17 protein-coding genes, 1 pseudogene and 1 riboswitch are annotated in these 23962 nt (G+C 55.3%); of the genes and pseudogenes, 4 read left to right on the top strand and 14 right to left on the bottom strand.

Annotated features, from left to right (window positions below):
- Window positions 1-38: 38 nt before the first annotated feature.
- From OCY70_RS26785 to iolD, 5 genes and pseudogenes are all read right to left on the bottom strand, one after another.
- Window positions 39-911: a sugar phosphate isomerase/epimerase family protein gene (locus OCY70_RS26785; protein WP_213427354.1), complete on the bottom strand. Its 873-nt coding sequence runs from the start codon at window positions 909-911 to the stop codon at window positions 39-41.
- A gap of 240 nt (window positions 912-1151) precedes the next feature.
- Window positions 1152-2741, bottom strand: a complete 1590-nt coding sequence (locus OCY70_RS26780) for a solute:sodium symporter family transporter (RefSeq protein WP_213427355.1) — start codon at window positions 2739-2741, stop codon at window positions 1152-1154.
- A 39-nt stretch (window positions 2742-2780) separates the two neighbouring features.
- Window positions 2781-3848 carry a Gfo/Idh/MocA family oxidoreductase gene (locus tag OCY70_RS26775; RefSeq protein WP_213427356.1) on the bottom strand — a complete coding sequence of 356 codons (1068 nt, stop codon included), beginning with the start codon at window positions 3846-3848 and terminating at the stop codon, window positions 2781-2783.
- Window positions 3849-3885: 37 nt separating this feature from the next.
- Complete coding sequence (gene iolE / locus OCY70_RS26770; protein ID WP_261945213.1) at window positions 3886-4782, bottom strand: myo-inosose-2 dehydratase; 897 nt, start codon at window positions 4780-4782, stop codon at window positions 3886-3888.
- A gap of 105 nt (window positions 4783-4887) precedes the next feature.
- Window positions 4888-6817: pseudogene (gene iolD, locus OCY70_RS26765) on the bottom strand (3D-(3,5/4)-trihydroxycyclohexane-1,2-dione acylhydrolase (decyclizing)).
- Between the two features lie 500 nt (window positions 6818-7317).
- On the opposite strand from iolD, the gene iolG reads away from it, so the two are divergent.
- From iolG to OCY70_RS26745, 4 genes are all read left to right on the top strand, one after another.
- On the top strand, window positions 7318-8346 hold the full coding sequence (gene iolG / locus OCY70_RS26760; protein WP_213427395.1) for an inositol 2-dehydrogenase: 1029 nt from the start codon (window positions 7318-7320) through the stop codon (window positions 8344-8346).
- Window positions 8347-8471: 125 nt separating this feature from the next.
- Window positions 8472-9275 carry a 5-deoxy-glucuronate isomerase gene (iolB, locus tag OCY70_RS26755; protein ID WP_213427358.1) on the top strand — a complete coding sequence of 268 codons (804 nt, stop codon included), beginning with the start codon at window positions 8472-8474 and terminating at the stop codon, window positions 9273-9275.
- Window positions 9276-9449: 174 nt separating this feature from the next.
- Window positions 9450-10301 carry a LacI family DNA-binding transcriptional regulator gene (locus OCY70_RS26750; protein WP_249724785.1) on the top strand — a complete coding sequence of 284 codons (852 nt, stop codon included), beginning with the start codon at window positions 9450-9452 and terminating at the stop codon, window positions 10299-10301.
- A complete protein-coding gene (locus tag OCY70_RS26745; protein WP_249724802.1) occupies window positions 10184-10453 on the top strand; it encodes a substrate-binding domain-containing protein in 270 nt (89 codons plus the stop codon). Before OCY70_RS26750 ends, OCY70_RS26745 begins: the two co-directional genes overlap by 118 nt.
- Before the next feature lie 552 nt (window positions 10454-11005).
- Here OCY70_RS26745 and OCY70_RS26740 read toward each other — a convergent pair.
- From OCY70_RS26740 to guaA, 9 genes are all read right to left on the bottom strand, one after another.
- Complete coding sequence (locus OCY70_RS26740; RefSeq protein ID WP_407873289.1) at window positions 11006-11923, bottom strand: transposase; 918 nt, start codon at window positions 11921-11923, stop codon at window positions 11006-11008.
- Between the two features lie 1222 nt (window positions 11924-13145).
- Window positions 13146-14861 carry an adenine deaminase gene (locus OCY70_RS26730; RefSeq protein WP_213427359.1) on the bottom strand — a complete coding sequence of 572 codons (1716 nt, stop codon included), beginning with the start codon at window positions 14859-14861 and terminating at the stop codon, window positions 13146-13148.
- A 468-nt stretch (window positions 14862-15329) separates the two neighbouring features.
- A complete protein-coding gene (locus tag OCY70_RS26725) occupies window positions 15330-16493 on the bottom strand; it encodes an ABC transporter ATP-binding protein (protein ID WP_213427360.1) in 1164 nt (387 codons plus the stop codon).
- 22 nt (window positions 16494-16515) lie between these two features.
- Entirely contained in the window at window positions 16516-17307 is a 792-nt protein-coding gene (locus OCY70_RS26720) for an ABC transporter permease (protein WP_213427361.1), read from the bottom strand.
- A gap of 5 nt (window positions 17308-17312) precedes the next feature.
- Window positions 17313-18134, bottom strand: coding sequence for an ABC transporter permease (locus OCY70_RS26715; RefSeq protein WP_213427362.1), 822 nt, complete (start codon window positions 18132-18134; stop codon window positions 17313-17315).
- A 100-nt stretch (window positions 18135-18234) separates the two neighbouring features.
- Window positions 18235-19287, bottom strand: coding sequence for an ABC transporter substrate-binding protein (locus OCY70_RS26710; RefSeq protein ID WP_213427363.1), 1053 nt, complete (start codon window positions 19285-19287; stop codon window positions 18235-18237).
- A 110-nt stretch (window positions 19288-19397) separates the two neighbouring features.
- On the bottom strand, window positions 19398-20795 hold the full coding sequence (locus tag OCY70_RS26705; RefSeq protein ID WP_213427364.1) for an NCS2 family permease: 1398 nt from the start codon (window positions 20793-20795) through the stop codon (window positions 19398-19400).
- A gap of 228 nt (window positions 20796-21023) precedes the next feature.
- A riboswitch (purine riboswitch) is annotated at window positions 21024-21124 on the bottom strand.
- 198 nt (window positions 21125-21322) lie between these two features.
- Window positions 21323-22003, bottom strand: a complete 681-nt coding sequence (locus tag OCY70_RS26700; RefSeq protein ID WP_213427365.1) for a stalk domain-containing protein — start codon at window positions 22001-22003, stop codon at window positions 21323-21325.
- A gap of 282 nt (window positions 22004-22285) precedes the next feature.
- Window positions 22286-23824, bottom strand: coding sequence for a glutamine-hydrolyzing GMP synthase (gene guaA, locus OCY70_RS26695; protein WP_213427366.1), 1539 nt, complete (start codon window positions 23822-23824; stop codon window positions 22286-22288).
- Window positions 23825-23962: the final 138 nt, after the last annotated feature.

Here is a 23962-nt window from a genome sequence, read left to right as displayed (position 1 = left end):
CTCGCGATCGCCGTCGCGCAGCCTGCCCGTACGAACGCTTAGGCTTCATCCCAGAAACGCTTCAAATTTCTCAACCCGATCGAAGAGCCGACCCGGCAATCTTCCATGCCCTCGAACTCCAGCGTAATGTACCCGTCGTAGCCGGATTGCTTGATAAGCTTGATGATCTCCCGCATCGGCAAGTCGCCCTGGCCCAGAATCGCTCCGCGCAAATAATTGTCGTTGGCCGTACGGAACCAGTCTCCCTCGCCCGGATCCTCATAGAACGGACGCACATAAAAATCCTTCACATGGACGAGCGAAGCATACGGCAAGTTTTTCTTCACGCCGACAAGCGGATTCTCATCGACGCACAGGAAGTTACCCACATCGAGCGTCGTTTTGAAATTCGGTCGGTTTACCGATAACAATACACGCTGCACGCGGTCGCTTGCTTGAGCAGAGAAGCCGTGGTTTTCCAAGGTCGTCGTAATGCCGAACTGTGCCGCATAATCCGCGATCCGGCGGCTTCCTTCCACCATCAAATGCAGATTCGCCTCGAACCATTCGATCGTCATCTGCTCCTTCGGCAGAGTGAAAGCCGTGACATCATGACGCATATGCTTGATCCCCATCCGATGCAGCAGATCGACATGCTGCTTGACGCGTTCGACTTCTGCCTCGAATGCTTCCTCCGTCTGCTGAACGAAATTGGCCGGCATCGAATAGTTCGAGAGAGCAATGCCCCGCTCCTTCGCCTTGTCGCGGACGGCATCCGCCAATTCCAGGTTGTCGACCAACGTGAAGCCGTAAGGAACGATCTCCATATGCTCCCCGCCGTTGTCGGCAATCCAGTCGATAACATCCAATACCGTCATCTCGCCCGCTCTGATCGCTTGCAGCAGACTGTACGTGCTGAGACCTGCTTTCATCGCATCCACCTCTTCATTAATTATGATACTTTCCCAGAAACAACCCAACTCATGGGGGGGATACCGATAACACAAATCCGCAAATGTAATCGCTTACCTCTGAGTTACACTATACCATACTTCGCTCTCTGAAGGAAGAATCATGCCGAGGGCCAAGAAAAAAAGCTGCCGAAGCGTTCGGCAGCCACTAAATTGTTGCTGAGGAATTGGTTTGAACTTAAGAACAGAGCTTGCCGATAATTATGCCGCGATGCCCCATGGAGAGAATAAAACATAGACGGCCACCATGAACACCAGCATGACAATGGTAAAGGCCTTCGCATATTTCCATGGCGTCAGATCGACTTTGCCCGATTTGAACAGCTCGAAATCCTGCTCGCGCGGCTTCCATTTTCCGATAAGAAGCATGACGAGAACACATACCGGGAATAATACGCTTAGAATGTACAGGAAGTTAATCGTGCCCATAAAAAACTTGGACAAGGTGTACAGAACAATGTGTACCGCTAACGCAATCTTCGGCGCGCTGGCGGGAACTTTTTTGCTGAAAAAACCGACAACGACCGCGGCGATGATCGGGATATTGTAAAATCCGAACATCTCCTGCAAGTAGTAATACAATCCTGAAGGCGCATACAAAATAAATGGCGCTACGATAACGGCAACGAGGCCAAGCGCGATGGCAAACCTTCTGCCTGCCTTCACCAATTGTTGCTCGGTCGCATCCGGCTTGAATATCGGCTTATAAATATCGAGCGTAAACAAGGTCAGCGAGCTGTTCAAAGCCCCGTTAAAGGAGCTTAAGATCGCGCCGAACAGAACGGCGGCGAAAAATCCGGACAGCAGCGTCGGCAGCACTTCGATGACTAGCGACGGATAAGCCATATCGGCATTGCTTAACGAATTGTTGAACAGATGATACGCGATAATGCCCGGCAGCACGAGGTAGAAGGCGCCGAAGATTTTGAACATCCCGGCATATAGCACGCCCTTCTGTCCTTCCTTCAAGTTTTTCGCGCCGAGCGTGCGCTGGACGATGGCTTGATTCGTACACCAATAGAACAGATTGTTGAACAGCAGCCCTGCGAAAATGGTCACCCACGGCACGGGAGAGGAACTGTCTCCTATCGAGTTCAATTTTTCCGGCTCTTTGTGCAGCAAGGTGCTCACGCCTTCGACCAGGCTGCCTCCTCCAAGGGCGAACAGGCCAAGAAACGTAATCAGCAGCCCGCCGACAATAAGCCCGACGCCGTTCAGCGTATCCGAGAGCGCGCAGGCACGCAGTCCCCCGAGGACGACATACGCGATCCCCGTAATTCCAATGGCAAGCGACACGATCAAAATGATACTGAAATCACTTAAGCCGAACAGGTCGGAAATATTGAATATCGTATCCAGCACCAGCGCACCGGAATACAGGACCGTTGGCAGGTAAGCCACCGCGTAGCCAAGCAAAAAGAGAACGGAAATAAGCTGGCGCGTCCGCAGATCGTAGCGCTGCTCCAGAAAATCCGGGATGGTCGTAATCCCCGTCTTCAAATAACGGGGCAAAAACACAAACGCCATAAAAATCAACGCAATCGGCGACGTGACTTCCCAGGCCATGACGACCATCGATGTCGCATAGCTTTGTCCGTTCAGGCCAACCATTTGCTCGGTCGACAAATTGGTCAGCAATAACGAGAAAGCGATTACAACGCCAGTCAAGCTGCGTCCGCCAAGAAAATATCCATCCGAGCTGTTGAGGTTGATGCTGCGCGTTTTGTACCAGGAGTACCAGGCGACAATACCGGTGTACAATAAAAAGGTGATGACAGTAATGTAGGTCATGAATGCCCTCCTTCTCCACGCGTAGAGAGATCTGTGAAGCTACCTCGTATCGTGCGATCCGCTTAAGGCTGCGGGCCCAGCCACCTCAACCAAGCGGCCGGTGTCATACGATTCCTTGCATGCATATCCAAGCGCGGTCGAGAGCACCCCGTCTTCGACTCTGACTCCGGGTTGTCTCCCCTCAACAATGGCCTGCACAAATTCAATCGCCTCGTCCAAGTAAGCCTGCTCGAACCGCTCCAGGAAGCCCTGCGCGCATTCGCGCACCACGCCGCGATCATCCATGATCGCCACCTGGTTTTTCTCAGGCACCGTGCCGATGCGCAGCGTTCCGAGTGTTCCGATGATTTCCGTCTCGATATGATAGCCATGCGCGCAATTGCGCCCGGCTACGAATACCCCCATTTTATTGCCGGCAAATTGGACCAGGGCCGCCCCCGTCTCCGCATCTTGCAGCTGGGCCAGCTCCGTATAGCGGTGAGAGCCGCCGATGGCCCATACCCGCTCCGCTTCGACGCCCAAATACCACCGCGCCAAATCCAGGTCGTGTATGGCCATATCGAGAAACAAGCCTCCGCTGTAGTTGCTCTTGGCGAATTGCAAAAAGCCGGGCATCGCTTGAGCCGGATCGAGCCCATAGCAGCGGATGAGCACGGGCTCGCCGATTGCTCCCGCTTCGATTCTCCGCTTGGCATAGACGTAGGAACGATCATATCTCCGCATAAAGCCAAGCATAAATACCTGCTGCGGATGGCTGCGCACCGCCTCTTGCACGCGCAGCGCTTCTTCCATATAAAGCCCGAGCGGTTTTTCGCTGAAAACGTGAAAGCCTGCGGCCAACGCCTTTTCAATCTGATCGCCATGATAGGAGGACGGCGAAGCGATGAAAATCGCGTCCAGCTCCTCGTTCCGCAGCATGTCCTCATAATCGGTATAACCGTAAGGAACGCCAAGCTGCGCCTGCGCTTCCTCCACCTCCTCGGCCTTGATGCTGCATACCGCCGCCAATCTGCAGTTCGGAATGCGATGCGCCAAATTCTCGGCATGCTGCCGTCCGAGCCGCCCCAAGCCGACGAGTCCTACCGATACGACTCTGTTGTCTCCCATAGATCCATTTCTCCCCTTCGTCTGTCTTAACTCGCACTTATACGCCAGCTTGGCGCAAAATATAGTCACGCGCTAGCAACGCGTACTCGAACGGATTCGCTTTGGCAGGGTCCTGCTCCGCTTCCACGAGCATCCAGCCGCGGTATCCGGCCGCGGACAAAGCCCGGAATAGCGGCGCGAAATCGATGCAGCCGTCTCCGGGAACGGTAAATACGCCTTCCTTCACCGCTTGCAGGAAGCTGAGCCCCTCCTCGCGCACGCGGCGCGCCACGTCAGCCCGGACATCCTTCAAATGAACATGCTTAATCCGGTCCATGTAGCGGTTCAAGATGATCAGCGGCTCTTCGCCCGAGAACACAAGATGTCCGGTATCATAGAGCAAAGACACCAGTTCAGGATTCGTTCCCTCCATGAGACGAGCGATCTCCTCCGTTGTCTGCACCCCCGTGCCCATATGATGATGATACACAATATCCATATCCTTCTCCCTGGCGAGCTCGCCGAGCGCATGCAGACCATCGGTTAAGCGCTTCCAATCCTGCTCGCCGAACACCGGCTTGCGATCGAACAGCGGGGTATTCATCATGCCTTGAACGCTGTGCCCCTGCTCGGATACGACAATGACCTTGGCCCCCATCGCATGCAGGAAGTCGCGGTGCTGCACGAATGCCGCCGTCGTCTCTTCCAATGGCTTTACGGTAAGAAAAGCGCTGAACCAGGCGCTGGCCACCTCCAGCTTGCGCAGCCGGAGCGCTTTTTGCAGCGCGCCGATATCCCGCGGGTACTTATTGCCGACCTCCGTGCCCGCATATCCGGCGAGCGCCATCTCGCTTACACATTGCTCGAACGTATTCTCTCCGCCCAGCTCCGGCATATCGTCATTCGTCCAGCCGATGGGCGCAATCCCTATTTTTACGCTTCCTGCTGCAAACATGTCCATTCCTCCCTGATGTCATCGCGTCCTCGGCAGAATGCCGGGCGGGTGCCGCGTCTGCACGCCCGCTCCGCCGAGGCGCGATATTTCACTGTGGCCTTTGTGTCAATAAGGTCTTGCTTGCTGCAAAAACCGCCGCCGCTCCTCGCTCGCGCGCGCAATGTCCGGCTTGCCGGACACTTCCGCGACGCCGACGTTCCACCAAGCGCCGTAACCGTTCGTCATCGTCTTCGGCAGCACTTTGATATCGATGAGCGTGGAGACCGTCTGCCGCTTCGCGTCCGCGACGGCATGCTCCAGCTCCTCCAGCGTGCGAGCCGTATAGGTTATCACGCCGTAGCCCGCGGCGCTGCGGGCGAAATCAATGCCGACAAGCGGACCGTCCAGCTTGCCGGTGGATGCACTGCGGGCGCGGAATTCCGTCCCGAAGCTGCCCATGCCGTGGCCCATTTGCAGGTTGTTAATACAGCCGAAGCCATTGTTGTCGAACAGCAGCACATTAATCTTTTGTCCTTCCTGAATGCTCGTGACGAGCTCGGAGTGAAGCATCAGGTAGCTTCCATCCCCCGCGAACGCATACACTTCGCGATCCGGCTCCGCCATCTTCACGCCAAGCGCCCCCGAAATTTCATAGCCCATGCAGGAATATCCGTATTCCATATGGTACGAATGGGGCGCTTCGGCCGCCCACATCCGCTGCAGGTCGCCAGGCAAGCTCCCCGAGGCGCCTACGACGACGGCGTCGTCTCCGAGCAGCCGGTTCAATGCCGCCAGCACCCGGGTCTGCGTCAGGCAGCTGCCGAGCGCCTGGGCATATTCCGGCAGCGCCTCGTCCAAATGCCCCGCGACTTCGGGCGTGAACGCGCCGGGCGCGTACTGGATGCCGGCCAGGCGCTTCCACTCCTTGCTCCAGGCGGCGCGCGCCGCTTCAATCTCGGCCGTATAGCCCGAGCGGTACCCGGCCGCCTCCAGCCGCTGCCGCAGCGCGATGAGCGCCGCCTTCGCATCGGCCACGACCGGCGTCGCCTCCAGCTTGAGCGCGTGGAACTCGGACACATTCACCGTCAGGATGTCCGTGCCAGACCCGCTGAACAGCTCCTTCGAGCCGGTCGTGAAGTCGGTGAAGCGCGTGCCGACGCCGATAATGAGATCGGCTTCCTTGGCGATCGCGTTCGCCGCTCCGTTGCCCGTTACCCCGACGCCGCCGAGATTGAGCGGATGCGAACCCGGCACCGCGCTCTTGCCGGCCTGCGTCTCCGCCAACGGAATATGAAAAGCTTCCGCAAAGGCTTGCAGCTCCGCTCCGGCCTCGGAATAACGAACGCCGCCCCCGCAGATGATCAGCGGCTTGCGCTTGCTCATCATGAGCCGGACCGCGTCCTCAAGCGCCGCTTCCGCCGCCGGGCGGCGTTCTATCCGGTGCACGCGCTTCGCGAAGAACAGGGTAATCATACGCTTCCCCCTGCACATCCTGCGGCAGCGCGATCGTGACCGCTCCCGTATCGGCCGGATTCGTCAGCACGCGCATCGCATGAAGAAGCGCGGTCATCAACTGCTCCGGCCGCATGATGCGGTCCCAATATTTGCTCACCGGACGGAACGCGTCATTCGTCGATACCGTCAGGTCATGCGGCTGTTCAATCTGCTGCAGCACCGGATCGGGCTGGCGCGTGGCGAACGTGTCCCCCGGCAGCAGCAAGACCGGAATCTGATTGGCCGTCGCGGTGGCTGCGGCCGTCACCATATTGGCGGCGCCAGGCCCGACCGACGACGTGCAGGCGCAGATCTGCCTGCGCCGCATCTGCTTCGCGAACGCCACCGCGGCATGGGCCATCCCTTGCTCATTCCGCCCCTGATACACTTCCAGGCCGCCGCTGTCTTCCTCCAGCGCCTGGCCTAAGCCAAGCACATTGCCATGGCCGAATATCGTAAAAACCCCTTTGACAAAACGCTGCTCCACTCCGTCAAACTCGACATACTGCCGATCGAGAAATCTGACGAGCGCTTGGGCCGTCGTCAAGCGAATCGTTTCCATCCCGAACACCGTCCTTACCAGTGTGTAGTAATTATCGTTTGGCCCGTATAAAAATTCCACTTCATCCGTTCCGTCTTATTCAAACCAATGCACAATCTCCCGATAGCAATTAGATTCAAACGGGCGATTCGCTGGAAACATCAGTGCAACTCGTGCTTCAGTCAGCACCTCCCTGCGGTTGCTTCTAGCAAAGGCAGGCCGGCAGAAGCAACGCGATGATGTAATACCCGAGTTTGAGTTAAGCGCTTACCTTACGGCGTATTATATCCTTCCTTTTTCGGGAATGTAAACGCTTTTCCATGAAAATTCAAAGTTCTTTTTTTCACAATCAGTTGTTTTTTCATATTGAAAATGAATAGCTTTATAGCCGTACATACGCACTCTATCCGTACTCCCGAAGATTTTGTCTTGAAAACGCTTTAGTTATGACGTATAGTTGATTATGAGTTAAGCGCTTTCCCTAGCTTTACCTAAGATTTTATGCTACCAAGAAAGCAGGGATATTTATGCTGCAAGTGGGAATCATCGGGGCCGGGCGCATCGGCAAGCTGCACGCCGGCCATATTCAACAAATGCGCGACGCGCAAGTTCGCGCCATATCGGACGTATATGTCGAAGGCTTGGACGCATGGGCTTCCGGGCTTGGAATTCCGGTAGTGACCAGCGATTACCGCGATTTGCTGAATGATCCGGACATTCAGGCCGTGTTCATCTGCTCGCCGACGAGCACGCACGCCGCAATCATTGAAGAGGCCGCCCAGGCGGGCAAGCATATTTTCTGCGAAAAACCGGTCAGCTTCTCCGTGAACGCCACGGAGCAGGCCGTGGCCGCAGTGAGAGCAGCAGGCGTGAAGATGCAGGTTGGGTTCAATCGCCGTTTTGACCATAACTTCCAAAAAGCGCGGGATATCGTGCAGGAGGGCAAGATCGGGACTCCGCATCTGCTGCGCATCACGTCCCGCGATCCGGAGCCGCCATCGCCCGAATATATTGCCACCTCAGGCGGGTTGTTCATGGACATGACGATTCACGACTTCGACATGGCACGCTTCGTTATGCAGAGCGAAGTGATCGAAGTGTACGCCCAAGGAGCAAATCTGATCGATCCGCGCATCGGGGAATTGGGAGATATCGATACCGCCATCGTCAGTCTCCGCTTCGCGAACGGCGCCCTGGGGGTCATTGAGAACAGCCGCAAGGCCGTTTACGGTTATGACCAGCGTCTGGAAGCGTTCGGATCGGCGGGCAGTGTCACTACGGATAATGACCGCCCATCGACCGCGCTCGTCTCTTCGGCAGACGGTGTGCATATGGACAAACCGTTATATTTCTTTTTGGAACGATATACGCAAGCCTATATTCGAGAAGTCAAAGAATTCGTGCAGGCCGTTCTTCATGATCGGCCCGTCGCATGCGATGCGAACGACGGACTTCAGGCGGAACGAATCGCACGCGCGGCGAAGGAGTCGCTGCACAGCGGACGCCCCGTCAAGCTGGAGCATGAATCCGTATCTGTACTCGGGCATTAAAGCAAGTCGTGACAGGAACTTCGGGCTGTGATCCGTATGTACGGAATAAGCAGCCTCCAGGGGCTTCTGTCCCAGCAAGCCGCCCTTAGAATTTTTACTATTGGCTCGGGAGGAGAGATTCTTTCATGTCGAAATTAATTGTTGCACCTGGACCGAGAGACGAACACGGCCAGATATTATCGGTCACGCCGCAAAGCGCCGGCTGGGAGTATGTCGGCTTCGAAGTCTATTCCTTGCGACCGGGCGAGGTCTTGGAACGGGATACGAGCGACCGGGAGGTCTGTCTTGTACTGTTGAGCGGCAAGGCGAAGATCGAGACCGCCAAGCAATCGTTCGGCACGCTTGGCCATCGAATGAGCGTCTTCGAACGCATCCCTCCCTTCTCCGTCTATGTGCCGAACGATGACCGCTACTCCGTACAGGCAGAGACGGCGCTGGAATTGGCCGTCTGCTCGGCGCCGGGCAAGGGAACTTACTCTGCCCGCGTCATCGCGCCTGAAGATGTCGGCGTAGAGACGCGCGGTTCAGGCAGCATGGAGCGGCATATCCATAACATATTGCCGGAGCAGAAAGAGGCCGACAGCCTGCTCGTCGTGGAGGTTTTTACGCCTGCGGGACATTGGTCGAGCTACCCGCCGCACAAGCATGACCGGGACGCTCTGCCGCGGGAGTCGTATTTGGAGGAGACCTACTACCACGAAGTAAACCCCGCACAGGGCTTCGTCATGCAGCGGGTCTACAACGACGACCGCACGCTCGATGAGAACATGGCGGTCCCTCACCGGCACGTCGTACTGGTTCCGGAAGGGTATCATCCCGTCTCCGCGCCTCCGGGCTATGACTCCTATTATTTGAACGTCATGGCAGGCCCGAAGCGGACCTGGAAATTCCATAACGATCCGGCTCACGAATGGCTTTTCGCCAAATAGTTTTTTTCGTCGTTCCACATCAAAACGATTCGGCAAGATCGAGGAGAATGGATGAGTCCATTCTCCTTTTGTTGTTTGTAGATGTAGTCCATTCTCCTTTTGTTGTCTATAATTGAGATAGCTAGGAGCATGCATGATAGGTTTACGCGGTAAGCCAGTTAGAGAGGTTCGTTTATGAAAGCAACGATTTATGATGTCGCAAAAGCTGCCGGCGTCTCCATCGCCACGGTATCCAAGGTGGTCAATCAAACCGGCAACATCAGCGGGAAGACGCGGGACCGGGTCATCCATGTTATGAAAGAGCTGCAGTACCAGCCGAGCGTCGTAGCGTCGGCGTTGACGGGCAAGAAGACATCGACCTTCGGCCTGCTTATCTCGGATCTGGCCAACCCCTTCTTTGCCGAGGTCGCTCGCAATTTAGAAGATCAGGCCCAGACGGAAGGCTACAGCATCGTGATGTGCAGCACCGACAATAAGGACGACAAAGGCCTTAACTATATTTCCCTGCTGCAGCGCAAACAGATTGACGGCCTTATCGTCGCCTGTGAATTTTCGCGGTGGCCGCTGCTGCAGGAGAGCATTCCCGAGGGCTTCCCTGTGGTGCTCTTCTCCAAAGATATTCCTTCCTTATCCATGCATACGATTACCGTGGATGATTACAAAGGAGGCTACGTGGCGATCCAGCATCTTACTGCCTTGGGGCACCGTCGGATCGGCATCGTCACGGAGGATAGCCCCAGCGGCGAGTACCGGGTGCGCGGCGCGAAGCAGGCGATGATCGACGCCGGCATTGCCGTCAATGAGGATTGGATCGTGACGGTGAATTCATCGTTAGAGGACGGCTTGAAGGGCGCCGCCCGCGTGCTCGGAACCGAGCCCGGCCCACGGCATTGTTCACCTGCAACGACCTGCTCGCCGTCGGTTCCATGCAATCCGCCCAGCAGCTCGGGCTGCGCGTTCCGAATGATCTATCTATTATCGGCTTCGACGATACGATTCTGTCCCGAATCGTCGTCCCTCGACTAACGACGATACTGCAGCCGATTCCCGAGATGGCCAAGGAGACGATTCAACTGCTGCTGCGCCAATCCGACACCCCGGATATGCCGAAGCAAAAAATCATGTTCCAACCCCAGCTCGTGGAGGGCCACTCCACTACTTCGGTACAGGACAAATAAAAACACACAGGCAGGGCCGGAGCACCGTCCGGCTCTCCCCGTATCCCGCTTAGCCCCGAGTTGCACCATCACGAACTCCCTCAGCATTCCCGCGCTTCTCATACACGATTGTGATTAGGGGGGTACAACTCTTATGGGCAGTATCCCAACGAGTCAGGATACATCTCCAAATCATCGTGAGAAAAAATGACTTCCCCTAGAACTATGATAAGTAACAACCAAAGGCTACTACCTATCTATTGCCTTTAATTTCCTTTAGCTATTACGTATATCTATACTTAGCTATTACCTAGGTTTAATTAGCTATACTTAGCTATTATTAACTTGGCAGCAAGACATCCCCTTTGATCTCTTATAACCGATATCCCCGTCGCTCAGGAACGGACAGCTGATATCCTCTACAGGAGATGTCATGCCTCGTTTCCAGATTAATATTTGAAAAAATTAAATTGCAAATCCGGATCACGTAAAAAAGGCATGAAAAAACCTGCACCTAATTGCTCCTCACTTGAAAACCTAATATAGACCGCCGACATCAACCCTCATATGTATTCAGGCAGCCGCAAGGTAGCGGCCACAGCTCAGGGAGGAGGTTGTCCGCCATAAGTACCGCTGTCTTGCCCCGTTGTCTGCACAACATATCGTGGCCAAGGGTTCCCATCCTGCCGTTTCGCCTGCCCTGCAATTTTCCCTGTAGCAAAATTCATCCAGATAATACTGCAAATACTTGCCGCTTATCCCACGGAACGTATCGCATAACCATCGCTGCGCTCGCCGAAACACGGCATACAATGGGCTGTTATGCTTGACCCGAAATCGTTGGCGGATAATAGAAACGTTCCACTCCGGCGCGGAAATATGTTCTTCGATAAAACGATCGCGGCCGCAAGGAAGCAGCAGCTTGCCGGACATGTGCCGGCGGTTCACCTGCTTCATTTTGTAGTGTAGTCCCTCCCCATTTGGAGCCAGTGAAGCCGCCACGATAATCGGTTGCTCCCGGGGCGCAAGATCGACACTTGGATATAATCTAGGACCGTTGAAGGCAATAAATCCATGCACATGCTCTTCAAGCCGCTTCTCTTCATCGGCACAGCTAATCGCGGTACGAATTTTATGCAGCATTGACCATGCTGTCTTGTAAGTGACATCAATAATCGAACGCAATCTGACCGCATTAATGCCTTCCTTTGGATTAGAGACGAGCCAAATTGCGACAATCCACTTCCGCAAAGAGGTTCTGCTGCCTTCAAAAATCGTTCCTGCAGTCAAGGACGTCTGATGGCGGCAAGAGCCGCATTCATACAGAGGAAGCCGCCGTGTTCGGATCACGTAAGCCTTGGGATGTCGGCAATTCGGGCAGCGGAAGCCATGAGGCCATTTGAACGAAAACAGAACAGGAACACAAGATGCCTCCGTCGGAAAACGATTCATCACTTCCTCCAAAGTGCTAACACCCAACAAGTCTTTCACCACAGCGCCCCCCTTTAATATTGCATAACCACAAACGTATGTTCTTATATAGAAGATACCAAACATATGTTTCCAAGTCAAGTGTGTTAATGGAATTATGCATATTTTTTGAGGATAATATCACCAGCAAAAAGGAAGATGTGGACCCTCGCTCACTGAACGACTGAAATGTCTGTCTTAATGTCTTCAATTCCCTGAAGGGTTGGGAGATTTATCGTAAGGCCGCAAGATTGTAGGGAATACCTGAATCGTCAAATCATTTATCGTATGGTCATGAAATACCTGAATAGTTAAATGAATCATAGTAGGACGCAGGATCGCAGGGAAATCCTGAGACGTTGGGAGATTTTCGTAGAGTTGTAGGAAAAACCTGAAGAGTTAGGTGACTACCATAGGATCCTAGGAAGCACCTGAATCACTGGGAGACTGCCATAGGATCGTTAGAAGCCCCTGAGGCGCTGGGAGACTGCCATAGGATCGTAGGAAGCACCTGAGTCGCTGGGAGTCTGCCAGAGGATCGTTAGAAGCACCTGAGGCGCTGGGAGACTGCCATAGGATCGTAGGAAGCACCTGAGTCGCTGGGAGTCTGCTATAGGATCGTAGAAGCACCTGAGCCATTGGGAGGACCATCATAAGGTCGAAGGAGTACATGGAGCGTTGGATTATTCATTTGGAAGGTTGTGCATGAGTCCTGAACGGTAGGAATTTGCCGAGATGCTCATTCTTGCAGCCTGAGTGGCTGGGATAATCAGCACAAGTATATGAGAGAAGCTTAAGAGATGCATGGTGACTTGAGAGAGTATTGTGAACGGATGGGAAGGAACCCTGAGCGAGTGGGATTCTGATCATAAGGCTGGAACTAGGAGTGGGACTTGGGAAGGAGGGCGGAATCATCATATGATAATGGTGAATACTTAGACAATGCAATACAAGCACATATAGCACCGACGGGCATGAAGCAAGCGCCGCTCGACGTAACGGCGTCACCAAAAAAGCGTCGGCCAACTTAAGGCGCCACCCCGAACAAGAAACGCCGGCCGACATAAAAAATGTCAGCCGGCGCGTGAGCCGATCCAATCCAGCAGCCTAGGCACAAAGGTAACGGCCGGTTGCGAGACGATGGCCAGGTGACCCATCTGCCCGAACCGATGATGTGAGCTGCCAAAGGGAATGGATGATTGGATCAATGTCGCAACCTGTTGGCGCCACTGAGGGCGGCGGCTTATTTTTCGACCAGCAGCGGAACGACGGCGCCCGCTTCGACGTCAATCAGTCCGAGATCGGTGATTTTGAGCGAAGGGCTGACCGGAAGCGAGTGCGTGCTGAGAGACATAATCGGGTTATAGTGCTCGTACCCGAGGGACTCCATCGCTTCGCGCAGCCGCTTCACTGCCGGGCCGAATTGGTCGAGCGGCTGCTCCGACAGAATGCCGCCGACCGGAAGCGGCACATGAGCGATTACCTTGCCGTCCGCCACGACGCAGAAGCCGCCTTGATCGGCAATGACCGTGTTGGCGGCAAGCGCCATATCCTCGGCGGAGTGGCCGACGACGAGCAGGTTGTGGTTGTCATGCGAATACGTCGTCGCGATGGCGCCGCGCTTAATGGTATTGCCGGTAATCAGGCCGTATGCGCGGTTGCCGTTTTTGCCATAGCGCTCGAATGTCGCGATGAGCCCGTACGGGCTGGCCTCCCATTGGAGATGGCCGTCAGCTACCTCGACCGGCTTGTGCAGCTCGTTCGTATTCGTCGTGCCGTTCACGACTTCCATCACGCGGCACGAATGGGTTCCGTCCTCGGCTTCGATCCGGACCTCGAAGTCGGCTGCGGTCATCTCGGCAAGCTGGACGCTGCGATAGAAATGGGCCGGAAAGCGGCGAGCGGCTTCCGCTTGCTCGTAAGGCGCTCCGGCCTCATATGCCAGCCGCCCGTTCTTGTACACGGCGTCGATCGCGAATTGCTCCAGGTTGCTGAGCAGGACGAAGTCCGCCGTCTTGTTCGGAGCGATGGCGCCGCGGTCATGCAGCTGCATGCGCCGGGCCGGCGTGTAGGTCGCCGCGTAGATCGCCCGCTCCGGCGCCATCCCCATCGCGATCGCCTTGCGCACGATATGGTTCAGGTGCCCGTCCTGAATGAAGGAATCGGCCATGACATCATCCGTTACGAAACAGAACAGCTCCGCCACGTCTTCCTCGATTAAAATCTTCATGATGTCCGGCGTCATCGATTTCTCCTGAATCTCGAGGAACATGCCGTTCGCCAACCGGTCGCGCATGCTGGCCGGCGCCTGTTCCGTATGGTCGGAATCGACGCTCGCGAACATGAAGCGGGCCAGTTCCAGATCGACCAGCTTCTTCGGCGTATGCCCCTCGATGACCAGCTTCGGATAGTGCGAGCGGACATGATTGAGGATGCGGTTCGTCTTGCAGTCCGGATCGCGCAGCACGTCGACCGAGTTCATGATCTCCCCGAGGCAGACGACGCTCTCTTCCTGCAGCAGCGCATCGATATGCTCGATATCGATCTCGCCGCCCGCCGTCTCCAGCGGGGTGGACGGAACCGAGCTCGGAATAGCGTACAAAATATCGGCGGCGCAGCCTTCGCTGGCCCGGATCATTTCCTGCACGCCCTCAAGACCGAATACATTGGCCATCTCATGCGGCTCGGAGACGATAGTCGTCACGCCGTTGCGAATAATTCCGTGCGAAAACGTATGCGGCGTCACCATCGTGCTCTCGATATGCAGATGGATATCGACCAGGCCCGGAATCAGATAGCGGCCGCGGCCTTCCACCGTTTGCGCCGCCTCGAATGTCTCTTCCCCGCGCTGGCCAACATACAGGCAGCGCCCGTCAAGCACGGCGACATTGCCCGGCACGAACCGCTTCAGGTATACGTTGAATACTTGCACTTCTTTTATCAACAAATCGATCTTCATGGCTGCACTCTCCTCGTTGTCCTCGTTCTATCGTCATTCGTCGTTCTCCAGTCAGACGGCATTCTCAGCTTTGATTCCGTAAAGATTGAGCAGTGCTTCGGTAAGGCGTGGATAGTACGAAATTCGCTATTTGTCATTCCGCGCTGGATGGTACTGAATGTGGCACGGATCTCAGCAGTGACATAGCACCGAAGTCGACAGGGACCTGAAACGTACTAAATCAGCATAGACTTCAGCAATGAATCATACTCAGTCACCATAGACTTCAGCAATGAAACATACCGAGTCACCATAGACTTCAGCAATGAAACATACAGAATCACCATAGACTTCAGCATTGATCCGGTTATTTCACCTTGTTTACAGCATGGTAACGGTATACATAAGGCATAAGTACGCCACTAACACGTTACTGAATCGCCAAGGCTTAGGTCCAAATACGATGTTCGCATATGTTCCCTCGCGCGCTTACGCTTCGGCGCGAACCAGGACCACCTTTTCTTTCGGGAGCACCAGCTTGACCGCGATGCCGCGTTCGAATGGCTGTTCCATTTCCCGGTTGACGGTGAAGTCGCCAAGAGCCGTCTCCACGACATATTGATAGCTTCGACCCAGGAAGGTGCTGATTTTGATGCGGCCGGGAATCGTATTCCAGCCTGCAGCCAGCTCCTCGGAGGTCAGTCCTCCTATCACTCCGGCTTCCTTGCCGGCGGCGCCATTCAGCCCGCCAGCTCCGCTGTCGGCGAAGCCGTTCAGCTCGCCTTCGGCCAGCACGATCAGATCATCGGGCCGGATGGCGCCTTTCATCGCATCGGTAATCGGATGGCCGGAGCGGTGGATGACCTGCAGCCGCACATCTCCTTCCCCTTCGAGGGTGATGGCGTTGCCGTCCTGCTTCATGGCTCCGAATGCGATGAAGTTGTTGAACCCGATGAAGCGGGCGACGAATTCGGTAGCCGGGTATTTGTAGATGTTCGCCGGCGCGTCTAACTGTTCGATGATGCCTTTGTTCATAATCGCCACCTTGTCCGAAATCGAGAAGCATTCCTCCTGATCATGCGAGACATAGACGGTCGTTATGCCAAGCTGCTTCTGAATGCGCCGGATCTCGACGCGCATGTTGACGCGCAGATTGGCGTCCAGGTTGCTGAGCGGCTCATCGAACAGCAGCAGATCCGGCTCGATGACGAGCGCGCGGGCAATCGCGACGCGCTGGCGCTGACCGCCGGAGAGCTCGCCCGGGAAGCGCTTCTCGAAGCCCTTCAGATTGACGATCTCCAGCATGGCGAGGACGCGCTTCCCGATCTCCGCCTTGTCGACCTTCCGCAGGCGCAGGCCATAAGCGACATTGTCGAACACGGTCATATGCGGGAACAGGGCATAGCTCTGGAAGACGAAGCCGAAGTTCCGCTTGTTCACGGGCTTTTTGGTGTAATCCTTGCCCTTGAACATGAACTTGCCGTCCTTCGCCTCCAGGAAGCCGGCGATGAGGCGGAGCGTCGTCGTCTTGCCGCAGCCCGAAGGGCCGAGCAGGGAGATCAGCTCCCCTTCCTGAATATTGAGCGAGAAATCTTTTAAAATCGTATTTTTTTCATAAGCTACCGCTATATTTTGCAAGGAAAGGTATTCCATGGTCGTCAGGCCTCCGTTTATGCTAGTTATTTTTCGTGAAGTAGGAGAGTCCCATCAGGCGCTCGATCAAGAACATCAGCAGGGCCGTCACCACCATCAGCAGCACCGAGATGGCGGCAATGGTCGGGTCGAAATAGTTCTCGACATAGGTCAGCATCTGGATCGGCAGCGTGCTGACCCCCGGTCCGGTCATGAAGACCGAGATGTCGACGTTATTGAACGATTCGAGGAACGCGAGCAGCACGCCCGCGATCAGTCCCGAGCGGATATTCGGCAGCACGACCGTGAAGAAGGTCTTCAGGCGGCTGGCGCCCAGACTCATGGACGCTTCCTCGACCGCATAGTCGAAGTTCGACAAGCTCGATGCGATGACGCGAATGATGAACGGCAGCATCAGTACGATATGACCGATTAACAGGCTGGTGTAAATCGGCAATTGGAACTGAACGACCAAATATTTCAGCATCGTGAAGCCGAGCACGACGCCCGGTATCAGGATGGGCGAGATGAAAATCGAATTGAGCAGCCCTTTGCCCCGGAAATGGAAGCGGCTGAGGGCATAAGCGGCGGGAACGCCGATGAGAAGCGCGATCAGGTTCCCCGCCAGCGCGACGACAATCGTCACCTTGAACGTCGTCATGAACATCTCGACGTCGAAAATATTGCGGTACCAGCGGAAGGAGAAGCCTTCCGGCGGAAATTTGAGCACGGAGCTGTCTCCGAACGACGTAGCCATAATGATAAGCAGCGGCCCCAGCAAAAAGACAAAGACGAGAGCCGTAAACAGGGCGAGTCCGCGATGTGTGTCCTTCATGTTCGTTACCCCTTCGGATTCAATTTGCGCGCCAGTTGGTTCATCAATCCGATGATGATGAACGTGACGACAATCATCACTGTGGCGATAATGGATGCCATCGTCCAATCATTGAGCGTCATCGCGTTCTGATAGAGGAACGTGGCGATGACGCGCTGCTTCCCGCCGAGCAGCTGCGGCGTCGTATAGGCCGTCAGGCTGCCGACGAAGACAAGAATGCTGCCGACGATAAGCCCGGGCACGCACAGCGGCACGATGATGCTCATGAAGCCTTTGAAGCGCGAGGCGCCCAGACTCTCGGAGGCGCGCAGCAGATCGCCGTCGATGTTCTCCATCACCCCGACGAGCGAGATGATCATGAGCGGCAGGAACAGATGGATGAGGCCAATCATCATGGCCGTCGGGGTGTACAATATTTTCAAGGGCTCGTCAACAAGGCCGATGCCGGTAAGCAGGTTGTTGACGAGCCCGTTTTTGCCGAGAATGACCATCCAGCTGAACGAACGGACAATCGCGCTCGTCAGCATCGGGAACAGCGCCAGGGCCAGCAGGATGCCTTTGACCCGGGCCTTCTTTTTGGAAATGTAATAGGCCGTCGGGAATCCGATAAGGATGCAGGCGGCGGTCGTCACGAGGCTGACTTCCAGGGTCGTCAGCAAAATTTTCAAAATATACGGATCACCGAGCAGCTTGACATAGCCTTGAATCGTGAACTGTCCTTCATTGAAAAAGGTGGACCCGATCGTCAGAAAGATCGGAATAATCATAAAAATCGTAAGGAACAGAAGTCCCGGCAGCAGCAGCAGCCACAAAAATCGTTTTTTCATAGGTCGTGTTCTCCTGTTGTCTTGGCTTGTAATCCGCTAGGGGGCATAAAAAAGAGGGTGCGTATTCCAGCAGCCCTCCCTACCTTCTATACATCCCGGCCTACTCGATCTCCCGGTTCCAGCGGTCGATCCATTCGGCCATCTCTTGATTCACCTTGCGCAAATCCAATGTCTTCAGGTTCTCGACGACGTCTGCGCCGTAGGTCAGGCCTGCGGCTTGCTCCTCCGTCAAGGTAACGAGCTTGTTGGTCGGGGAATCGACCCGATCGAGCGCGTTGGCTTGCTGCACCTCCTGGCTCAGATGCCAGTCGATAAATTTCTCAGCCAATTCCTTGTTTTTCGATCCTTTGACGACGTTGACCGTGTTGAGCAGCGCATACGCGCCTTCCTTCGGCGTCACGAACTTGGCCGACGGCACCGCCTCCGACACGCTGCCGTAGAACGTGTCCTGCATCGGCGCGATCACGACCTCGCCCTGCGCGAACATGTTCACGAGATCGGCCGACTTGGAGTAATATTTCACGACGCCCGGATTGATCTCTTTCAATGCCTTGAAGGCGGCGTCCGTGCCCATATCCATGCTGCCTCCATGCTTGGCGGCCATGTCGATCAGCATCGGGCCGGTCGTAATCGTAATATTCGGCAGCGCGAGCTTGTTCTGGAAAGCCGGCTTCCACAAATCCTCCCAGGAATCCACCGGCTCCTTCACCTCATCCGCGTTGTAGGCGAGGCCAAGCTGCGCGACCGTATGCGCCGGGCCATAGTCCTGGCCGAGCGGGGCCTTGGCGATATCGTACAGGTTCTCGATATTCGGGATGTTCTTGCGGTCGATCTTCTCGAACAGCCCTTCCTCGATGCCCTGCAGCGCATAATAATCGGACAAGTAGATCAAGTCGACCTTCGAGCTGCCTTGGCGGATCTTGTTGAGGCGGTCGGTGTTATTGCCAATCTCGGTAACGATCTTGACATTGTATTTCTTCTCGAACGGCTCATACAGGTTCTTTTTCATTGCATCTTCGGCAAATCCCCATGTCGAGATGACCAATTCCGTCGGCTTGTCCTTGCCTCCTTCGGCATTGTCGCTGCCGGAGCAGGCTGCGAGCAGCGTGCCCAGGGCAAGTATCATAGCGAGAGTCGTTGCGAGTTTTTTCATGAAGTCAGTTCCTCCTGGATGCGAGTCTTGGATGAAGCCGATGAACGGCTGGTATAACTTCTGCTGCACGGACGCTGCCGAATTCATGCCGCCGGCGCGCCGAAGCCTTATTAATGTCCGCCCATGAACACGTAGCGGAGTATGACGAGGACGAACAAAATCCACATCAGCCAATGAATTTTATATTTCTGCTCGCCTTTGCCGAATACGTTCGCGACGAAGGCCAGCAGCACGTAGCCGAGAATGCCGAAGGAGATTCCGTTCGCGATGCTGTACGTGAACGGCATGAACGTAATCGTCATGAACGCCGGAATGCCGATGACCAGGTCATTGAAGTTGATCTCGCGCACGGCTTGCATCATCAGGACGCCGACGACAATCAGCGCCGCTGCCGTAGCCGGTCCCGGAATCAGGGCGATGGCCGGCGCCAGGAACAGCGAGAGCAAGAAGCAGATGCCCGTCGTGACCGAGGTCAACCCGGTGCGTCCGCCGGCCGCTACCCCGGCCGAGCTCTCGACGAAGGCCGTCACGGTGCTAGTGCCGAGGACGGCGCCGCCGCCGACCGCGATGGAATCGACGAACATGGCCTTGCCGACGCGCTTGTTGCCTTCTTCGCGGTTCTTCATGAAGCCGGCGCGGTTCGCCGTGCCGACCAGCGTTCCGAAGGTATCGAACAATTCAACGAAGGTGAAGGTCAAAATAATCGACACAATGCCGACGCCCATAATGCCGGCGAAGTCGAATTCGAACACCGTCATTTGCGTTAAGTCAGGCACCCATTGAGCGCCCTGCAGCGAGCTGAAATCAATCAATCCCATCGGAATGGCAATCAGGGCCGTTCCGATGATGCCGAACAAAATCGCGCCCGGCACGTTCAAAATCATCAATACCGAAATGAGCGCCAGCCCGATAATCGTGAGCAGCACGTTCGGGTCGGTGAAGCTTCCGAGTCCGAAGACGGTCTCGAAGCCTTGCAGCGGCGTAAATACGCCCTTCGGCACGTCGTTCACCGTTTCGACGGATACCGACAGCAGGCCGCTGTTCTTCAAGCCGACAATCGTAATGAACAATCCGATACCAACGGTAATCGCATGCTTCAACGCGTCAGGCACGGCTTCCAGCAGCTTCTGCCGAATATGCGTGACCGTCAGCAGGAAGAACACAATCCCGGAAATGAAGACGGCGGTCAAGGCCATCTGCCATGTAATCGGGTGGTCCGAGCCGGCCGTCGATACGATGACCGTAGCGAAATATGCGTTAAGTCCCATCCCCGGCGCCAGCGCGACCGGGAAATTGACGAAAATTCCCATCGCAATCGTAAAAATCCCAGCGGCAATCGCAGTCGCGAGAAAGACTGGATACCATTCCATGCCCGTCTTGCCGAAAGCGGTCAAAATGTTCGGATTGACGGCCAAAATATATGCCATCGTCATGAAGGTCGTAATCCCTGCCATTATTTCCGTTCTTACCGTCGACCCTTGCTCCTTAATTTTGAAGAAGCGATCCATGCGTTTACATCCTCCCCATGAACTGATTAATCTCTCTGTTCCGAGTAACCTAATAGCACCTTCCCTCGCAAGGGACAAAAAAAGAACTCAGGAGATTCTCCCGAGTTCCGGCTATAAGGTCGGCACACTGCACCCGTCATTCGCCTGAGCGCTGCGCCCCATCCCTTGTCAATGGGAAAGCGCGCTGCAGCAAGGCAGGGCAGATCGTTCGGACAGACGCATGCGCAGTCCGGTGCCAAAATCCTTCGTAGCCAGATCATTTACGGTGATCTCGTAGAAACTCCCGGGCCAATTCCCGGGATTATACGAAAAAGAGCACGTATGAGGTTACGTACTCATTGTAAAGCTTGCACTCGAATTTTGTCAACGGCAAATCCGAACATTAATATACCAAAGTTATAATTCGTTCGTGTTTTATGTAAACGGCTGTAAATAAAAACGCCCTTGCCGCCCCGCGACAAGAACGTTCGCTTCCGCTAAAAGCACGCCCCTGGCCAAAAAATCCGGGGCGTTGTCCGTTCATTAGCTTACCGATAAGTTCCAGTTACAAAAATTTTGCCTTTGTCGAATACCGGGGTCTTGCCTTCGATCCGGATGCTCTTGCTTCCGCCGATATCCACGGAGATATCCTGAACTTTGTCCTGTCCCGACAACTTGACATGTTTGAGCACCGTATCGCTGTCGTCGTATATTTTGACGTCGATTTCGCCTTCGACATCAAGCACGAATACTTTCAAGTCCAGCTTCTGATATTTATTCTGCGGCTGGAGCTCGAACGACTTCGCCGCCGAGTTCAGATCATCGAGCACGACGCCCGAGCCGTAATCGACGCCCCCTTGAACCGTATATTGCTTGTCTTTTGTCGACATCGAGGAGTAGCTGAGCTTTATTTTTTCAGAAGTAATCGGTGTCGTACTTGATTTTTCCCCCAAATAAATCGTCTGGTTCTTGGCGTCATACTCGACGGCCGTGCCCAGCGCATCGGCTACCGCCCGCACCGGCAGGTAGGTGGTTCCGCTGTACGTAATCGGCGCCAGCTTGTTGCCGGCGCTGTCCTGCGCCTTCCATTCCTTCCCGTTCACCTGGAACTTGATGGACCAGTTCAGCTGCGCGCTAATCTTCTCCAAGACCGGAGCGGCGTTGACGCCCGCGACAATGCCGAATGCCATCGCTGCCGCCGTAATCGTGACTACTGCTTTCTTTTTCATGACATGAGGCCTCCTTTGACAATTCGTTATCCGCATTCCCTTTTCGTTATCCATATGTATCCTAGACAGTATATCGTTGGGCTCAAGTTCCTTCAATTCTTCGCTAATAATCTGGTTCCACGGTCTTAGGAAAATGCTCCAATCGGCGGTAAGCCCCTTTCCCGGATCCAACCTCTGAAGCATTCTTCTCGAACCAGGAAGCACCCAATGTCCGCCCGGATATGGCAAAAAAGCCTTCGTTCCACATGGAACGAAGGCGTATGGCACTGCCTTGCTTGCCTCTTACTCCCATTCAATCGTCGCCGGCGGCTTCGACGTAATGTCGTAGACGATCCGGTTGACGTTGTCGACCTCGTTCACGATGCGGACCGAGATTTTCTCGAGAATATCCCACGGAATGCGCGCCCAATCGGCGGTCATGCCGTCAATGGACGTGACCGCACGGATGCCGACCGTGTACGAATACGTGCGGGCGTCACCCATGACGCCGACGCTCTTCATGTCCGGCAGCGCGGTGAAATATTGCCAAATCTCGTTGTCGAGTCCCGCCTTGGCAATCTCGTCACGCAGAATCGCATCCGATTCGCGAACGATCTTCAGCTTCTCCTCCGTCACTTCCCCAAGCACGCGAATCGCGAGCCCCGGTCCCGGGAACGGCTGGCGCCATACGATGGCGCGCGGCAGGCCCAGCTCTTCGCCGACCTTGCGCACTTCGTCCTTGAACAGCGCGTTCAGCGGCTCGATCAGCTTGAACTTCATGTCCTCCGGCAAGCCGCCCACGTTGTGGTGAGACTTGATCGTCTGCGCGGTTGCCGTTCCGCTCTCTACGATATCGGTATACAGCGTGCCCTGCGCCAGGAAATCGAACTCGCCCAGTTTCGCCGACTCTTCATCGAAGCAATAGATGAACTCATTCCCGATAATCTTCCGCTTCCGCTCCGGATCGGACACGCCGGCCAGCTTGCCCAAGAAGCGCTCGCGCGCGTCGATCTTGACCACATGCATGTCGAACTTGCCGACGAACGTCTCCATGACGCCTTCGGCTTCATCCTTGCGGAGCAGGCCGTGATCGATGAACATGCATGTCAGCTGATCGCCGATGGCGCGATGAATCAGAGCCGCCACGACCGAGGAATCGACTCCGCCGCTCAAGGCGCACAGCACCTTCTTGTCGCCGACCGTCTCGCGAATCTCGCGAACCTTATCCTCGATGAACGATTCCATCGTCCAGTCGCCGTGACAGCCGCACACCTCATAGAGGAAGTTTTTGATCATCTGGTTGCCATGTACCGAGTGGCGCACTTCCGGATGGAACTGCACCGCATAGAAGCGCTTCTCCGGGTGGCTCATGGCCGCAATCGGCGCATGCTCCGTGCCGGCATCGACGCGGAAGCCTTCCGGCAGCTCGACGACCAGGTCCGTATGGCTCATCCATACCGTCTGGTTCGGATCGAGGTTGCCGACAAGCCCGCATCCCGGCTGGAAGACGACTTCGGCCTTGCCGTATTCGCGCTTGCCTGCGCGTTCGACCTTGCCTTTCAATTGATGGGACATCATCTGCATTCCATAGCAAATGCCGAGAATCGGAACGCCCAATTCATAGACGCCCTCATCCACCAGCGGCGAGTTCTCCTCGTATACGCTGGCCGGGCCGCCGGAGAACACGATCCCTTTCGGGTTCAGCTCCTTGATCTTTTCCACGGGGGTGTTGTAAGGAATGAGCTCGCTGTATACCCCCAAGTCCCGAATACGGCGCGCGATAAGCTGGTTGTACTGTCCTCCGAAATCAAGGACGACGATCATTTCATGTGGCTGTGTCATTGCCGTGCCTCCCAAACCATATTGCTCATAATTATAACGAACCGACAAAAGCCGAGTCAATCCGCAATGCCGCCGCGAAAGCGCTAACTTTTTTGTTTCGCGCGATTTCGCGCGATTTCGAGCGAAGTAACTCCTTCC

Origin of the sequence: Paenibacillus melissococcoides, assembly GCA_944800085.1 — a bacterium.
In the GTDB taxonomy this organism is placed as follows: domain Bacteria; phylum Bacillota; class Bacilli; order Paenibacillales; family Paenibacillaceae; genus Paenibacillus_B; species Paenibacillus_B melissococcoides.
Note: the sequence above shows the minus strand (reverse complement) of the source record. Positions and strands in the feature narration are given on the sequence as shown.

Coding starts and splice junctions, on each gene's coding strand:
- OCY70_RS26785 (WP_213427354.1), bottom strand. CDS start 911: ATGAAAGCAGGTCTCAGCACGTACAGTCTGCTGCAAGCGATCAGAGCG.
- OCY70_RS26780 (WP_213427355.1), bottom strand. CDS start 2,741: ATGACCTACATTACTGTCATCACCTTTTTATTGTACACCGGTATTGTC.
- OCY70_RS26775 (WP_213427356.1), bottom strand. CDS start 3,848: ATGGGAGACAACAGAGTCGTATCGGTAGGACTCGTCGGCTTGGGGCGG.
- iolE (WP_261945213.1), bottom strand. CDS start 4,782: ATGTTTGCAGCAGGAAGCGTAAAAATAGGGATTGCGCCCATCGGCTGG.
- iolB (WP_213427358.1), top strand. CDS start 8,472: ATGTCGAAATTAATTGTTGCACCTGGACCGAGAGACGAACACGGCCAG.
- OCY70_RS26750 (WP_249724785.1), top strand. CDS start 9,450: ATGAAAGCAACGATTTATGATGTCGCAAAAGCTGCCGGCGTCTCCATC.
- OCY70_RS26730 (WP_213427359.1), bottom strand. CDS start 14,861: ATGAAGATCGATTTGTTGATAAAAGAAGTGCAAGTATTCAACGTATAC.
- OCY70_RS26725 (WP_213427360.1), bottom strand. CDS start 16,493: ATGGAATACCTTTCCTTGCAAAATATAGCGGTAGCTTATGAAAAAAAT.
- OCY70_RS26720 (WP_213427361.1), bottom strand. CDS start 17,307: ATGAAGGACACACATCGCGGACTCGCCCTGTTTACGGCTCTCGTCTTT.
- OCY70_RS26715 (WP_213427362.1), bottom strand. CDS start 18,134: ATGAAAAAACGATTTTTGTGGCTGCTGCTGCTGCCGGGACTTCTGTTC.
- OCY70_RS26710 (WP_213427363.1), bottom strand. CDS start 19,287: ATGAAAAAACTCGCAACGACTCTCGCTATGATACTTGCCCTGGGCACG.
- OCY70_RS26705 (WP_213427364.1), bottom strand. CDS start 20,795: ATGGATCGCTTCTTCAAAATTAAGGAGCAAGGGTCGACGGTAAGAACG.
- OCY70_RS26700 (WP_213427365.1), bottom strand. CDS start 22,003: ATGAAAAAGAAAGCAGTAGTCACGATTACGGCGGCAGCGATGGCATTC.
- guaA (WP_213427366.1), bottom strand. CDS start 23,824: ATGACACAGCCACATGAAATGATCGTCGTCCTTGATTTCGGAGGACAG.